Here is a 14652-nt window from a genome sequence, read left to right as displayed (position 1 = left end):
GAGCGGTGACTTTATGGGGAAAATAATGAATCAATCGATATTTAATAAAAAAAGTCTTCTATTGTTGGGTTTTATCGTGTTACTTATAGCGCCCTTATTTCTAACAGATTTCCGTCTGAATCTTCTCGGTAAATACTTAGCTTTTGCTATTTTAGTAATTGGTTTGGACTTGTTATGGGGTTATACAGGTGTACTGAGTTTAGGACACGGGATTTTCTTTGGAATTGGTGCATATGCAATGGGGATGTATTTAAAGTTAGAGGCCTCCGGTACTACTAAACTTCCTGATTTTATGGCATGGAGTGGTGTGCGAGAGCTTCCATTCATTTGGGTACCATTTCAAAATCCAATCCTAGCAATCATATTAGGAATATTCATTCCCTTAATGATTGGATTGCTACTTGGACTGTTAACGTTTCGTAATCGTATTAATGGAGTTTATTTCACCATCTTATCTCAAGCATTAGTCGTTGTTGTTGTCACTCTTTTTGTAGGGCAACAAGGTTTAACTGGTGGAACAAATGGCTTGACGAGTTTCAATACAATTTTTGGATTTTCGTTAGCATCGACAACAACACAGACTGTTATTTATCTTATTACAGCTGCTGTTCTGGCAATTGTTTATTTTGCTAGTAAAGTGCTGATTAACGGACGCTTAGGGCAGGTGTTAATCGGTATTCGAGATGGGGAAAATCGTCTTCGGTTTTTAGGATATGATCCTGCCATCTTCAAAACCTTTATTTATGCTTTATCGGCTGGAATTGCGGGATTAGCTGGGATGTTATTTGTTCTTCAGGTAGGTATTATTTCACCAACCATGATGGGAATTATTCCTTCTATTGAAATGGTGTTATGGGTTGCATTAGGGGGACGTGGTACACTGATTGGTCCAGTGCTAGGAGCGATTTTAGTAAACTGGGCAAAAACAACCTTCAGTGAGTCCTACCCAGATATTTGGTTATATTTCTTAGGACTTATGTTCGTTATTGTCGTTGTGTTTTTACCTGACGGTTTGATGGGACTATTTAAGAAATTCCAAAAAAGATGGAGTGGTTTACATGATAAACAGCCAAACAGTGCTAGAGTCGAAAAAAATTACAGTTGAATTTAGTGGATTTAAAGCAATTAGTAATTTGGATTTTAAGGTAACAAATAATAAAGTTCATTTCTTGATTGGACCAAATGGAGCAGGCAAGACAACTTTATTAGATGTAATTTGTGGGAAAACTCAAGTAAGTCAAGGGAAGGTTGTGTATATGGAGGATCAAAATCTAGTGAAACTAAAGGATTTTAAAATCGTCCATATAGGAATATCTCGAAAATTCCAAACTCCTTCCATTTTTCAAAACTTAACTGTGTATGAAAATTTAATCATTGCCTTAAAGCAGGATAAGGGACTTTGGGCAACGATTACAGCAAAAATAACAAAAAACCAACAAAAAGATATAGAGGAGATGCTTCATTTAACCGGATTAATAGATGAAAAGGATCAGCAGGCAGGAGCTCTATCACATGGGCAAAAGCAATGGTTAGAAATTGCGATGGTTTTATTACAGGATCCCGGTCTAGTGTTACTAGATGAACCTATTGCAGGAATGTCTAAAGTTGAAAGAATGAAGACAGGAGAAATGATTCGAGAAATCGCAAAGGATCGAACAGTATTAATTGTTGAGCATGATATGGATTTTGTAAAAGAGTATGCCGATATCGTGACAGTGATGCATGAAGGCCAATTACTTTGTCAAGGTTCAATGGAAGAGATTCAAAATGATCCTCGGGTTCGTGAAGTATACCTTGGACGAAAGGTGGATTAATAAAATGCTAGAACTGGATAATTTAGAGGTTGGTTACGGTGAAAGCATGGTGGTAAGGAATATAAAGCTAAAGGTAAAGGAAAGCCAAGTGGTTTGTATCATGGGACGAAATGGTGTTGGTAAAACAACATTATTAAAAGCCATTATGGGAATTTTATCACCGAAAAGTGGTAGTATTCTTTTTAAAAATGATAATATCACAAAAAAAAGTCCTTCATATCGTGCAATAAAGGGGATTGGTTATGTTCCACAAGGCAGAGAGATTTTTCCGAAGCTTTCTGTCTATGAAAATTTATTAATCGGTCTAGAAGCTAGTGGTGGGACAAAGAAGAACTTAATTCGAGAGGATATCTATGAATATTTTCCAATCTTAAAGGAATTTAAGAATCGAAATGGTGGGGACTTAAGTGGAGGTCAACAGCAGCAGCTAGCCATTGCAAGAGCTTTGGTTTCTAACCCATCTTTCTTGCTATTAGATGAACCGACAGAAGGAATTCAGCCTAATATTGTTGCAGATATTCAAAGAGTTATTCGGGATATTAAAGAAAAAAGTAAGACATCCATGATTTTAGTAGAACAAAATTTAGACTATGCGAAAAGTGTAGCAGATTACATTTATGTCGTGGATCACGGATCAATCGTGTATGAGAGCTCAGTAGATGAGATAAAGGATGAAGACGTATATCGGTACTTGAGTGTTTAAGAAGGAGAAGAGGTTCATTTATAATCTTGAAAGAAACTTTAAAAATTAAATTCCAAAAACGGAATCACCAACAGACTTATGTGCTGAGGTGATTTTTTTATACCAAACAAACTCATAAAAGTTAACCTAAATGGCTCTAACAATACTATAACTCTTAGTTGCAGGCTCTTCTTTAGACGAGGAGGCTATGGTTGATAGAATAATAAAAGAACAGTAGACGAATTTTAAATATAATCTTTATGTTTCAAAATCTCTATGGTGGATATAGTAATAGATATCAACTTTTAAGGAGGCTTTCTAACGTGGAGAATCTACTTCAAAATCAGGTTGCTCTTGTTACAGGGGCTGGCTCAGGGATAGGAAGGGCTGCTGCTCTAAAGCTTGCTCAAAATGGGGGAAAGATTGCTTTAATAGATTTGCATAAAAAAAACGTGGAAAAAGTGAAAGATCAGATCGAGGAAATGGGGAGTGAAGCACTTGTCATAGAAGCCAACGTTGCTCACCCCAAGGAAGTGGAGACCTGTTACAAAAGGACCATCGATCAGTGGGGGAGACTAGATATTGTTTTTGCGAACGCGGGGATTAATGGGAAAGTTGCGCCCATAGAAGACTTGGAGCCTAAGGAATGGGACTTAACCATATCCAATAACTTAACGAGTACGTTTCTAACTGTTAAATATGCAATCCCTTATATGAAGCAAGAAGGGGGTAGTATCATAATTACTAGTTCAATTAATGGGAACAGAATCTATAAAAATATTGGAATGTCTGCATATAGTACATCCAAAATTGGCCAGATGGGCTTTGGGAAAATGGCCGCTCTTGAGCTTGCCAACTACGGTATTAGGGTGAACATAATCTGCCCAGGTGCGATTGAAACTAGTATCAATGAAAACACATGGAAAGAAAATGAACAGCTAAAAAAAGTGGAAATCCCCATTGAATACCCTGAAGGAAACCAACCATTGAAGCACAAACCAGGAAAGGCCGAACAAGTCGCCGACCTAGTACTATTCCTTGCTTCTACCCAATCAAACCATATAACCGGAAGCGAAATTTACATTGACGGGGCCGAATCGCTTTTATAAAGAAACGATGTCAGCGATATAGCTATAAAAGGTTACCTCACCATAAATAGATAGAACAAACAAACGTCCACCTGCTAGTGGACATTTTGTTTGTTCTATTAAAATTTTGGTCCATATCTATAATGTATCTTATTCATTAGGAAGGTAAGCCCAAACGGAAACGCAGCCACCATTAACCGGGAAAGTGGCATATCCATCATCTTCAATAGTTATCTGGTCATCCCTTGAGTTTGTTAGGTCGACCCATGTTTCTCCAGCTTTTCTTTCACCAACGTACATTCTTTTTTCGCGATCTTCCCCATTGGAGATGACGACCGCACACCCTGAGTGTTTAAACTCTTTACTACCCAGGCGAACCCAGCCAATGGTATTTGGATGGTCGAAGTAATCGTGTTGTTCCCCATATGCTTTCTCGTATCTGGCAAAGAGAAGGCGATCAAGGATTTCCTTTTTTCCTTCTGCTGGCTCCGGTCCTCCGATTCCGTAATAATCCCCATAGAAGAGACACGGATTTCCATCTTTTCTAAGTAGAATTAGGGCATATGCACTTGGTTTAAACCAGTCCTGTACCCATGATTCAAGAGATTCCTGGGGCTGAGTGTCATGATTATCAACGAAGGTTACAGCATTCTTTGGGTGGGAGTTTACAAGGGTACCCTCGAAAATACTGGTTAAATCGAAATCACTGCCTACGTTGGAGGATTGGTGCAACTTATAATGCAAGGGGACATCAAACAAATCTATCTGATAATCGACATGGTCAAGGTATTTTTGGCAGCCATGAAGTTCAGGCCTCCATACTTCACCGACGAAATAAAAGTCATCACCACGGTGTTTACGCATCTCCTCTACAAACTCACTGATAAAATAGTAATTAATATGCTTGATTGCATCAAGACGGTATCCATCACAGTTAAGGGTATCACTAAGCCATTTTCCCCATTCTATCATTTCTTTTTTTACTTCAGGATGTTCATAGTCAATATCGGCAAACATTAGATAGTCATAATTACCATATTCGTTATCTACATGATTACTCCAATCCTTGTCATCTCCAAGGATTTTAAATATTCCCGATTTCTCCGTCTTATTATCATAATCAGTTCCGGTTAAATGTTCGTGCCCCCATTCAAAAGAAGAATATTTTCCATCCCGCTCTGGAAATGTAAATTTAGTAAAAGCCTCAATAACAAAGGAATCAGATATTTCTTCCGTCCGGTCCTCCTGGTCCACTTCAATCACGTTAATTAATTCCGTCTCGTCAGCACCTGCTTTATGGTTCATTACAACATCTATGTAGACTTTAATTCCGGTATTTTGACATGCAGCTATTGCCTCTATTAGTTCATGTTTAGTCCCGTACTTTGTCCGGATGGATCCTTTTTGATTAAATTCACCCAGATCGTATAAATCATATGTGGCATAGCCATTATTTTCAGGAGAGATTGCTTTTGTCACTGGCGGTATCCAGATGGAAGTAATTCCTTTTTCTTTTAATTCTGGCGCCATTTCCTTTAAACGTCTCCAGTGGTTGCCATCCGGCTCTATATGCCACTCGAAAAATTGCATGATCGTGTTGTTTTTTTTCATATTCCTTTCCCCCCAGTTATTAATCTAAAGTATATGAATATTTACCCGATTTGATAGAAAAAAAACTAGTGAAATCAAATATATTTATCCTCGAAAGTTATAAGGTTTTACTATTAAGGGGCAGGGGGTTAGATCACTTGAACCTATAGGAGGTCTTTTGGTTGTTCTAAAAGCAATTAATAAAAGATGTTTAATTTAATAGAGGGCGGGAATATAAAGAGTGCAACACAATTCTAGTAAAATGAAGGAGGAATTTTTCTATGGCGAAGAATACCAAGAACAATCGCAGCGAAAACAATAATGGTAACATGACTGTCGAAGAAGCGGGACGGAAAGGTGGAGAAGCCACCTCCTCAAATCATGATAGGGAATTTTATGAAAAGATTGGGCAAAAAGGTGGAGAAGCTACCGCTGCAAACCATGATAGGGATTTTTATGAAGAAATCGGCAGTAAAGGCGGCAAAGCCCGTGCCAGACAACGTGACAACGACAATAGTTAATTATAAAAATTTCTAGTTTCTAGTGATATGGAACACAATGTATTAAAAAATGGAAAATATTTAAGGGAGGAATTTTTAATGAATAACAAAAACCGAAATAACAACGATAATGATAAAATGACTTTAGAAGAAGCAGGACGAAAAGGCGGGGAAGCTACCGCTAAAAACCACGACAGAGAGTTCTATGAGGAGATTGGGCGTAAAGGCGGCGAAGCCACTTCAGAAAACCACGATAGAGAGTTCTATGAGGAAATCGGGCGTAAAGGCGGCGAAGCCACTTCAGAAAACCACGACAGAGAGTTTTATGAGGAGATTGGACGCAAAGGCGGCGAAGCCCGTTCCAAACAACGTGATAATGATTAAATACGTAAGCAACACTCATCAAAAATAAACCGATATATTATCCAAAAAGGGGTGCCCCATACATTATGGCGCGCCCTTTTTTGCGTTGAATGCCTTTTATTTAATTAGCCCATTGATTCTTATTCCGAAATGACAGTCGTATTGGCACCGTTGAATAAGCGGAGATTTTCCGGTTAGATTCAGAATGGAGCTCGTTTTGGGGTAAATAAGCGGAGTTTTTCCGACTATGCATAGCAAAATTGCCCATTTTCGAATTTTTCGAGCTGATAGGCGGAATCTCTCCGTCTATTTAAGCCTTTTTTATTAAATATTACTAATTAAGCGGAATTTTTCCGTCTATTTATCCTCTCGGATGCTTAATCTAACCTGGTCCCCCAACCCTCTTTATCCCAGATGTGGAAATGAACAGCTTATGTTGACCAGCCTTATACTTAGTGTTACTTGTTGCTACGGAATTTATTTTGATATATATTTTTGATATATATTCATATAGTTGTGTGAAACTTCATTTAATAAAATATGTGAATAGAAGACTTCCATACTAATAATGAATTAGCGTAAAATAACTATATGCTTCAAAAGATATATTAAATGAGAAAGCAAGGGGAAAAATTGAACAATAAGGGTGGGAAAAACTGGGTTGAGCGATTAATCCAGTCAACTATAAGAGCTGTTGGAATAGATATGGAACTGAAGCAAAACCATACTGGGGTGAATATGAGCTATAATTTTATCCTTAACTATATAGGTTATGATGTGAAACGTATAGAAGAAGCAATAAAGGAAATGCAGGCTCAAGTTTCACTCGAATCGTATATTAAAGCTTTCACACTACATGAGTTAGGGCATGCGTTGGACCGGAAAGCTTTACTGGATTCACTGACAAAAACGCTTGAATTTTACGAGATGAAAAAAAATCATACAATATACGAACAATACAGTGATGGCAATCTTCTAACAATGTTAATCGAAGAGCATAAGATGAATATTGCGTTCGAGGAAACGGCTTGGGCGAATGCTGAAAAGTTGAATATGGAATACGGTATTGTTGACTGGGAAAGCTTTGAAAAAGTAAAAAATCAAGGAATGGCAACTTATTTAAATTTATATGCAAAGGATTTACAGATATATAACAAGCTTGTCTCGGAGCAAACCGAACAAATTGCTTAACAATGCCACTGGGGGTGGTTCTTGTGGCCTAAACTAGCTTCATAAAAAGCCATAAGAACCGTCCCCGTCGCCCCGTCGCTTTGGATGAAGCTATTGATAATGCTATAATCATATATGAATTTGAAATGTTATGAGGTTGAGGAAATGAGTACAATTTTAGATATTGCTAAGCTTGCGGGTGTGGCGAAAAGTACGGTTTCTCGTTATTTAAATGGCGGCTCGGTTGGGGAAGCCACAAAAAAGAAAATTGAACAGGCCATCAAAGAAACGGGGTATTCTCCGAATCCATTTGCACAGAGTTTAAAAGCGAAGAAAACGAATATTATTGGCACGATTGTCCCGAGGCTTGATTCCTATGCTTCTTCACAAACGTTGATTGGCATTGATGAACAATTAAAGAAAATGAATTATCAAATGCTTATTTCCAATACAAGTCAAAATCTAGAGAGAGAGATTGAAAGCATTTATAGCTTCGCCAATCAAAAGATGGCGGGGATTATTTTGCTTGCTACTGAAATCACAGATCAGCATATCGAGGCATTTGAGAGTGTTAAGGTTCCTGTATTGTTAATTGGACAAGAGCATGAGGACTTTCATAGTCTGATTCATGATGATTTTCAGGCTGGTTATACGATGGGGCGGTATGTACTTGAAAAAGGGTATCGAAAAATTGCTTATCTAGGCGTAACGGAACGGGATATTTCAGTAGGCGTGAAACGAAAGCAGGGTTTTAAAAAGGCGATACAAGAAGTAGACGATTGTGATGTTCGCTTCTATGAGACATTATTCAACATTCCAGCTGCACAGGCTAGTGCAAATGAAATTATCTATGAATTTCAACCTGACATCTTTGTTTGTGCAACCGATAATATTGCTCTTGGTGTTTTGAAGGCGTCCTATTCAGAGGGGATTATGATACCGCAGGACTTAGCAGTTACAGGTTTTGGCGGCTATGATGTTACAGGAATCATTCATCCGGGCATTACGACTGCGAAGTTTTTTTACAAAGAAGCAGGGGAAAGTGCTGCAAGACATATTGTAGAGTTAGTTAATGAACGCCCTGTGGAAAAATTAACCGTCTCTAAATTTGAAATTATTGAGCGAGAAAGCGTTGACAATCTCTTTAACCGTCCCCTATAATAAAAACAGCGAAATCGGTTCCAATTAAGAGGACCTATCCACTTGGTAACAAATGGATTAGGCTTCTCTTACAAATTTTTTTAGTTAACAGTGGAACCGGTTCCTCTTATGAAGGGTTTTTATTTTTTACTCTTCGGTGGAACCGGTTCCTATATCAAATGAAAAGAGAGGGATTAAGATGGATCATAAAAAAATTGCTCGGGAAGTACTGGATGCCATTGGCGGTAAGGAAAATGTATCAGCTGCAGCGCATTGCGCCACACGTTTACGTCTTGTTTTAGAAGATGAATCGGTCGTTAATCAAGCAGCTTTGGACAACATGGATGTCGTGAAAGGGACCTTCTCAACGGGAGGTCAGTATCAAATTATCTTAGGATCTGGAACGGTGAACGAGGTCTATAAACACTTAGCGGAGATGTCTGGTCAAACAGAAATGTCAACGAGTGATGTAAAAGATGCAGCGACGAAGAAACTAAATCCAATTCAGCAATTCGTCAAAATGCTGTCAGACATTTTCGTTCCGATTATTCCAGCGATTGTAGCTGGCGGTTTACTAATGGGGATAAATAATGTCTTAACAGCTCCAGATTTATTTTTTGAGGGAAAATCCTTAGTAGATGCCAATCCAGAAATGGCGGATTTAGCGGCACTTATTAATACATTTGCAAATGCAGCCTTTGTCTTTTTACCGATTTTAATTGGTTTCTCCGCAACGAAGCGGTTTGGTGGGAATCCTTTCCTTGGGGCCACTCTTGGAATGCTGATGGTTCACCCAGACCTATTAAATGGGTACGGTTATGGTGCTGCGGTACTTAATAATGAAGTCCCCGTTTGGAATATCTTTGGCATAGAAATTGAGAAGGTAGGCTATCAAGGAAGCGTACTTCCTGTACTTGCGGCGTCATTTATTCTAGCAAAGATTGAAACATCCCTACGGAAGGTTGTTCCTTCTGCTTTAGACAATCTATTAACACCGCTATTCTCTATCTTTATTACGGGGATTTTAACGTTCACTCTGGTAGGACCGCTGACACGCTCAGCTGGTAATCTTTTAACAGATGGAATCGTTTGGTTATATGACACAACAGGTGTCGTAGGCGGAATTATCTTCGGTTTGGCTTATGCACCAATTGTTATTACAGGTATGCACCACAGCTTCATAGCGGTAGAAACACAATTACTTGCTGATGTTGTGAAAACGGGTGGATCGTTTATCTTCGTTATCGCGGCGATGTCAAACATTGCGCAGGGAGCAGCGACACTTGCGGTACTAAAGACAACAAAAAATGGCAAGATCAAAGGAACGGCTTCAGCTGCCGGGATCTCTGCCTTATTAGGGATTACGGAACCAGCGATGTTCGGGGTTAACTTGAAATTACGCTATCCATTTATCGGTGCCATTATCGGTTCTGCCTTTGGATCGGGCTTTGTTACGTTGTTCAAGGTTAAAGCGACTGCACTTGGGGCAGCAGGTATACCAGGAATCATCTCGATTCGTCCAGATACGATCATTTCTTATATTATCGGTATGGCCATCGCATTTGTCGTTGCATTTATTGTCACGATTGTTTTAGCCAAAAGAGACGAAAAAAAAGCGGGTAAACAAACATCTGATCAAGCAGCAGCATAATAAAAAATGAAAAGGAGAATCCCGTGATTCTCCTTTCTGTATTAGGAGTGAACAGCATGGAATGGACAAAAGAGCAGCGATACAGAACCATGGAAGACGTGTCCGAAGAAGAAATCCAAAGGTTAGCCAATTTAGTGAATCAATGCCCATGGCGCCAGTCTTTTCATATTCAGCCGGAGACAGGATTATTAAACGATCCGAATGGATTTAGCTATTTTAATGGGGAGTATCATTTATTTTATCAATGGTTCCCGCTTGGGCCGGTTCATGGATTGAAACATTGGTATCATACGAAGTCTAAAGACCTGGTTCATTGGGAAAATGTTGGAATGGCCATTGAGCCGTCCAATGAGTTTGATAGTCATGGTGCTTATTCCGGAAGCGGGATTGAGCATGATGGCAAATTATATTTAATGTATACGGGCAATACGCGTGATGAATATTGGAATAGACACCCCTATCAATGTTTGGCTGTGATGAGCCCGGGTGGAAGTATTGTAAAAATGGATGCACCGGTGATTGCAGAAGTTCCGAGCGGTTATACCGATCATTTCCGTGATCCAAAGGTTTGGAAAAATGGGGATCACTTCTATGCGGTGATTGGGGCCCAAAGGGAAAATGAGACGGGTAGTGTTGTTTTATACCGCTCTAGGGATTTAAAAGATTGGCAGTTTGTGGGTGAAGTGAAGACCGGGTTAGGTGAAGAGTTCGGTTATATGTGGGAATGTCCTGATTACTTTGAGCTGGATGGGCAAGGTGTATTCCTTTTCTCCCCACAAGGGTTAAAAGCAGAAGGCGACCACTATCAAAATATTTATCAATCAGGGTATGTAATAGGAAGTCCGATAGATTTAGAGAATATTGAACTAAAACATGGTGCTTTTTATGAGCTAGATCGCGGTTTTGATTTTTACGCGCCGCAAACAACGGTGGATCACCAGGGGAGGCGGATTTTAGTCGGGTGGATGGGATTACCGGAAATTGACTATCCTACTGATAGAAATGGCTGGGCACATTGTTTAACACTTCCTCGTGAGTTAAAGATTAAAGACGGAAAACTGATTCAACAGCCAGTTCCTGAGTTGATCTTGCTTCGAGGGAAAAAGGTAGAAACCAGCCAAAGTGTAGAAAATGAAAATGTCCGTTTGGATAACTTTGAGGGAGACGTGTATGAGCTTCTTGCGGAATTCTCTGATAGTAGTGCCGAGGCGTTTGGTTTGGAACTTCGGGTGGGAGAAAACGAGAAAACCGTGATTAAATATGATGCGGTTGCCAAAAAGGTTGTGTTTGATCGGACTAGGTCCGGCGTATCTTTTGCTGAGGAGTTTGGTGCGATTCGGAAATGTACGTTGGACGCTAAAAAGATTTCGTTCCGAATCTTTGTTGATGTTTCCTCGGTTGAAGTGTTTGTAAATGATGGAGAGGAAGTATTTACTGGAAGGATTTTTCCTGGTAAAAATAGTAATGGAATCTCTGTGTTTGCTCATGGTGGACATACGAATGTAAAGGCTGTTAAATGGGATATCAAATAATCTGTTAGACATACTAGAGGTGACAAAATGGGAAAATTGTTTTCGATTGGTGAAGTGTTAATTGATTTTATTCCTCTTCAGAAAGGGGTTGCCTTAAAGGATGTTGTCGCATTTGAGAGAGCGCCAGGGGGAGCACCGGCAAATGTGGCTGCGGCTGTTGCCAAATATGGGCAGGAAGCAGCGATGATTTCTAAATTAGGGAAGGATGCGTTTGGCGACTTTTTAGTTGAAAAGCTTGTCGAGGCCGGTGTTGACACAGATAAAATATACCGGACTGGTGATGCGAATACGGCCTTAGCTTTCGTCTCGTTAAAAGAAAACGGGGAACGTGATTTTTCATTTTACCGTAATCCTTCTGCTGATTTACTGTTAAGTGAGGAGGAAATCGAGCCAGCATGGTTCCAAGCAGGGGATATTCTCCACTTCTGCTCAGTTGATCTGGTGGAAAGCCCGATGAAACAAGCTCATAAAAAAGCGATTGCCGCTGTTAGGGCTGCCGATGGCTTGGTAAGCTTTGACCCAAATGTACGGCTTCCGCTTTGGGAAGATCCAGAGGACTGTCGTAAGGCAATTCTCGAATTTTTACCGACTGCAGATATCGTAAAGGTTTCCGATGAGGAGCTTGAATTTATTACGGGTATAAAGGATGAAGCGGAAGCGATGCAATCGTTGTTCGTTGGAAACGTGAAGGCCGTTGTCTACACAAAGGGAGCTGCCGGAGCGGACTTGATTTTAAAGGATCAAAAGTTTGAATCGAGCGGATACTCTGTTGAAGCGGTGGACACAACTGGAGCAGGTGATGCCTTCATTGGCGGATTTTTATATCAATTACTAGAATTGCATGCATATCCGGAAAACATTGAAGAAATACTGCGAGACCACCATACTTTTATCCTGCAATTTGCCAACGCTAGCGGCGCTCTTACTACAACAGGAAAAGGAGCAATCTCTGCTCTGCCGACTAAGAAGGAAGTTGAAGAATTTATAGGATCATAATACTATTTCGTAGATTAAACGCAGGGCAAGGGTAAAATCACGTACCGTCATTGGTAAATCTTACGGAAGCGAGACTACTTACTCTTAACAATGCAGTAGTCTTTTTCTATATCAATACCAAAAACCACTTCCTAAAAAAATTAGGGAGTGGTTTTTTGTGTTGTAGAAATATGCGTATCAAGACTTAAAGTTTTTATATAAATTCTGTTGACAAAAACAAGAATAGAGATATACTAAAATCATAAGGTAACTTAGTAGACAAGTGGACAAATAAACAAATGTAAGCCTTTTAATTAAAATTTGAAAACAAGTCATTATTTAACGAGGTGCAGACATGAAAGATATTAGTATTGGAGAATTAAAGGAAAGAGCAATTGAACTAAGACAAACAGCTATTACGATGATTCACAAGGCACAATCTGGTCACCCCGGCGGTTCACTTTCTGCAGCTGATCTTATTGCAGCACTATACTTTAAAGAAATGAACATTGATCCAAAAAATCCTAATTGGGAAGACCGTGACAGATTTGTTCTTTCAAAAGGACATGTTTGCCCTATACAATACTCTGCCCTAGCTTTACTTGGCTATGTGCCATATGAAACGATCTACACTTTAAGAGAATATGGATCTCCTTTCCAGGGACATCCTGATATGAAAAAGTGCCCAGGGATTGACATTTCTACAGGATCCCTAGGTCAAGGGCTCTCTTGCGGGGTTGGAATGGCCATTGCAGGGAAAAGAGATAAAAAAGATTATCGAGTTTTCTCTCTAATCGGAGATGGTGAATGTCAAGAAGGTCAAATTTGGGAAGCTGCTCAGACAGCAGTTAAGTACCAATTAGATAATTTAGTGGTTTTTGTTGATAATAATCGACTCCAAATTGATGGCTTCACCGATGAAGTTATGCCGGTGCAAGATTTAGAAAAGAAATTTGAAGCATTTGGTTTTGAAACAAAACGTATTAATGGTCACTCGATGGAGGAAATTGTTGAAACGTTAGATGAAATAAGAGTTGCAAAAAATGGAAAACCAAAGTGTATTGTACTTGATACGGTAAAAGGTAAAGGCGTTTCTTATATGGAAGATGTAGCGGATTGGCACGGGGTTGCTCCTAATGATGAAGAGTATCGACTGGCTATGGAAGAAATCGCAGGAGGTTTAAAATGATGAGCATAATGGAAAGAGCTTTAACGGTAAAAAAAGCTACAAGAGAAGCCTTTGGTGATGAAATCGTAAAATTAGGTAAAGAAAATAAAAACATTTATGTAATTGATGTTGATATTGCGAAATCCTGCAAAACCACCAACTTTATAAAGCAGTTACCTGACCAGCATATTAACGTTGGAATTGCAGAACAAAATGCTGCAGGCTTGGCTGCAGGGCTTGCTACAACAGGTAAAATCCCGTTTGTAAGCACTTACGCTGTATTTGGTTCTTTAAGAATGGCAGAGCAAATTAGACAAGAAATCTGTTATCCAAACCTAAACGTAAAAATTGCCTGTTCTCATGGAGGTCTAACTCCAGCTAATGATGGCGGCAGTCACCAAGCTATCGAGGATATGGGTGTCTTAAGAAGCTTTCCAAATATGACGGTCATTATGGGTGCTGACTATTTTTCTACTAGAAAGTTAGTAGAACAAGCGGCGAAAATTTATGGTCCTGTATATCTTCGTTTTACTAGGGATACTGTTCCTATTATTTATGATGAAAATGAGGAATTTACAATTGGAAAAGCAAAGCAGATTAAGGATGGTAATGATATAGCTATTATTGCAAATGGTGATACTGTCCGCCTGGCCTTAGAAGCAACAAAGCAGTTGGAAGAGGAAGGGATTTCTGTAAAACTGCTAGACATGCATACTATTAAACCTTTGGACCGAGATGCCGTGGTTGAATGTCTAAAGATTGGTAAGATCATCACAATTGAGGATCATAATATTTTAAATGGTCTTGGAAGTGCAGTATGTGAAGTAGTAGCGGAAGAAGGTAAGGGTATGGTAAGGAGAATAGGGGTTCAAGATCAATTTGGTCAGTCTGCACCATACGAAAAGTTACTGGAGCTTAATGGAATTACTGTTGAAAATATTGTGGAAACAGCAAAGAAAATGCTTAACTAAGCAATCCG

General features: G+C 39.3%; 12 protein-coding genes and 2 pseudogenes. 13 read left to right on the top strand and 1 reads right to left on the bottom strand.

Annotated elements, in window-relative coordinates; translation table 11 throughout:
- Positions 1 to 13: 13 nt before the first annotated feature.
- The 4 genes from urtC to QFZ28_RS00620 all read left to right on the top strand — a co-directional run bounded on the left by urtC (position 14) and on the right by QFZ28_RS00620 (position 3605).
- The gene (urtC, locus tag QFZ28_RS00635; protein ID WP_307192931.1) at positions 14 to 1105 is read left to right on the top strand and encodes an urea ABC transporter permease subunit UrtC; all 1092 of its coding nucleotides are present in this window, start codon (positions 14 to 16) and stop codon (positions 1103 to 1105) included.
- Positions 1059 to 1814 carry an urea ABC transporter ATP-binding protein UrtD gene (gene urtD / locus QFZ28_RS00630; RefSeq protein WP_307192930.1) on the top strand — a complete coding sequence of 252 codons (756 nt, stop codon included), beginning with the start codon at positions 1059 to 1061 and terminating at the stop codon, positions 1812 to 1814. The genes urtC and urtD overlap by 47 nt, the downstream gene beginning before the upstream one ends.
- A 4-nt stretch (positions 1815 to 1818) precedes the next feature.
- Entirely contained in the window at positions 1819 to 2517 is a 699-nt protein-coding gene (gene urtE / locus QFZ28_RS00625; RefSeq protein WP_307192929.1) for an urea ABC transporter ATP-binding subunit UrtE, read from the top strand.
- 302 nt (positions 2518 to 2819) lie between these two features.
- Positions 2820 to 3605, top strand: coding sequence for an SDR family oxidoreductase (locus QFZ28_RS00620; RefSeq protein WP_307192928.1), 786 nt, complete (start codon positions 2820 to 2822; stop codon positions 3603 to 3605).
- A gap of 129 nt (positions 3606 to 3734) precedes the next feature.
- Here the strand turns inward: QFZ28_RS00620 and QFZ28_RS00615 are convergent, their stop codons facing one another.
- Complete coding sequence (locus QFZ28_RS00615; RefSeq protein ID WP_307192927.1) at positions 3735 to 5195, bottom strand: alpha-amylase; 1461 nt, start codon at positions 5193 to 5195, stop codon at positions 3735 to 3737.
- A gap of 260 nt (positions 5196 to 5455) precedes the next feature.
- On the opposite strand from QFZ28_RS00615, the pseudogene QFZ28_RS29960 reads away from it, so the two are divergent.
- The 9 genes and pseudogenes from QFZ28_RS29960 to QFZ28_RS00570 form a co-directional block, all read left to right on the top strand.
- Positions 5456 to 5686, top strand: a pseudogene (locus tag QFZ28_RS29960) (KGG domain-containing protein); the annotation flags it as partial.
- An 87-nt stretch (positions 5687 to 5773) separates the two neighbouring features.
- Positions 5774 to 6055, top strand: a pseudogene (locus tag QFZ28_RS00605) (general stress protein); the annotation flags it as partial.
- A 615-nt stretch (positions 6056 to 6670) separates the two neighbouring features.
- A complete protein-coding gene (locus QFZ28_RS00600) occupies positions 6671 to 7228 on the top strand; it encodes an integrase (protein WP_307192925.1) in 558 nt (185 codons plus the stop codon).
- Positions 7229 to 7372: 144 nt separating this feature from the next.
- Entirely contained in the window at positions 7373 to 8368 is a 996-nt protein-coding gene (locus QFZ28_RS00595; RefSeq protein ID WP_307192924.1) for a LacI family DNA-binding transcriptional regulator, read from the top strand.
- 178 nt (positions 8369 to 8546) lie between these two features.
- Positions 8547 to 9998, top strand: coding sequence for a sucrose-specific PTS transporter subunit IIBC (locus QFZ28_RS00590; protein WP_307192923.1), 1452 nt, complete (start codon positions 8547 to 8549; stop codon positions 9996 to 9998).
- A 56-nt stretch (positions 9999 to 10054) separates the two neighbouring features.
- Positions 10055 to 11530 (top strand): sucrose-6-phosphate hydrolase, encoded by a 1476-nt coding sequence (locus tag QFZ28_RS00585; RefSeq protein WP_307192922.1) that lies wholly within the window; start codon positions 10055 to 10057, stop codon positions 11528 to 11530.
- 27 nt (positions 11531 to 11557) lie between these two features.
- Positions 11558 to 12526, top strand: coding sequence for a carbohydrate kinase family protein (locus QFZ28_RS00580; RefSeq protein ID WP_307192921.1), 969 nt, complete (start codon positions 11558 to 11560; stop codon positions 12524 to 12526).
- 334 nt (positions 12527 to 12860) lie between these two features.
- On the top strand, positions 12861 to 13694 hold the full coding sequence (locus QFZ28_RS00575; protein WP_307192920.1) for a transketolase: 834 nt from the start codon (positions 12861 to 12863) through the stop codon (positions 13692 to 13694).
- Positions 13694 to 14644 (top strand): transketolase family protein, encoded by a 951-nt coding sequence (locus tag QFZ28_RS00570; protein WP_307196918.1) that lies wholly within the window; start codon positions 13694 to 13696, stop codon positions 14642 to 14644. The genes QFZ28_RS00575 and QFZ28_RS00570 overlap by 1 nt, the downstream gene beginning before the upstream one ends.
- Positions 14645 to 14652 lie beyond the last annotated feature (8 nt).

It is taken from the genome of Neobacillus niacini, assembly GCF_030817695.1.
GTDB classification, from domain to species: domain Bacteria; phylum Bacillota; class Bacilli; order Bacillales; family Cytobacillaceae; genus Neobacillus; species Neobacillus niacini_F.
The sequence above is the reverse complement of the archived record's forward strand: the minus strand, read 5'-3'. Positions and strand labels throughout refer to the sequence as shown.

Coding starts and splice junctions, on each gene's coding strand:
- urtC (WP_307192931.1), top strand. CDS start 14: ATGGGGAAAATAATGAATCAATCGATATTTAATAAAAAAAGTCTTCTA.
- urtD (WP_307192930.1), top strand. CDS start 1,059: ATGATAAACAGCCAAACAGTGCTAGAGTCGAAAAAAATTACAGTTGAA.
- urtE (WP_307192929.1), top strand. CDS start 1,819: ATGCTAGAACTGGATAATTTAGAGGTTGGTTACGGTGAAAGCATGGTG.
- QFZ28_RS00615 (WP_307192927.1), bottom strand. CDS start 5,195: ATGAAAAAAAACAACACGATCATGCAATTTTTCGAGTGGCATATAGAG.
- QFZ28_RS00595 (WP_307192924.1), top strand. CDS start 7,373: ATGAGTACAATTTTAGATATTGCTAAGCTTGCGGGTGTGGCGAAAAGT.
- QFZ28_RS00590 (WP_307192923.1), top strand. CDS start 8,547: ATGGATCATAAAAAAATTGCTCGGGAAGTACTGGATGCCATTGGCGGT.
- QFZ28_RS00585 (WP_307192922.1), top strand. CDS start 10,055: ATGGAATGGACAAAAGAGCAGCGATACAGAACCATGGAAGACGTGTCC.
- QFZ28_RS00580 (WP_307192921.1), top strand. CDS start 11,558: ATGGGAAAATTGTTTTCGATTGGTGAAGTGTTAATTGATTTTATTCCT.
- QFZ28_RS00575 (WP_307192920.1), top strand. CDS start 12,861: ATGAAAGATATTAGTATTGGAGAATTAAAGGAAAGAGCAATTGAACTA.
- QFZ28_RS00570 (WP_307196918.1), top strand. CDS start 13,694: ATGAGCATAATGGAAAGAGCTTTAACGGTAAAAAAAGCTACAAGAGAA.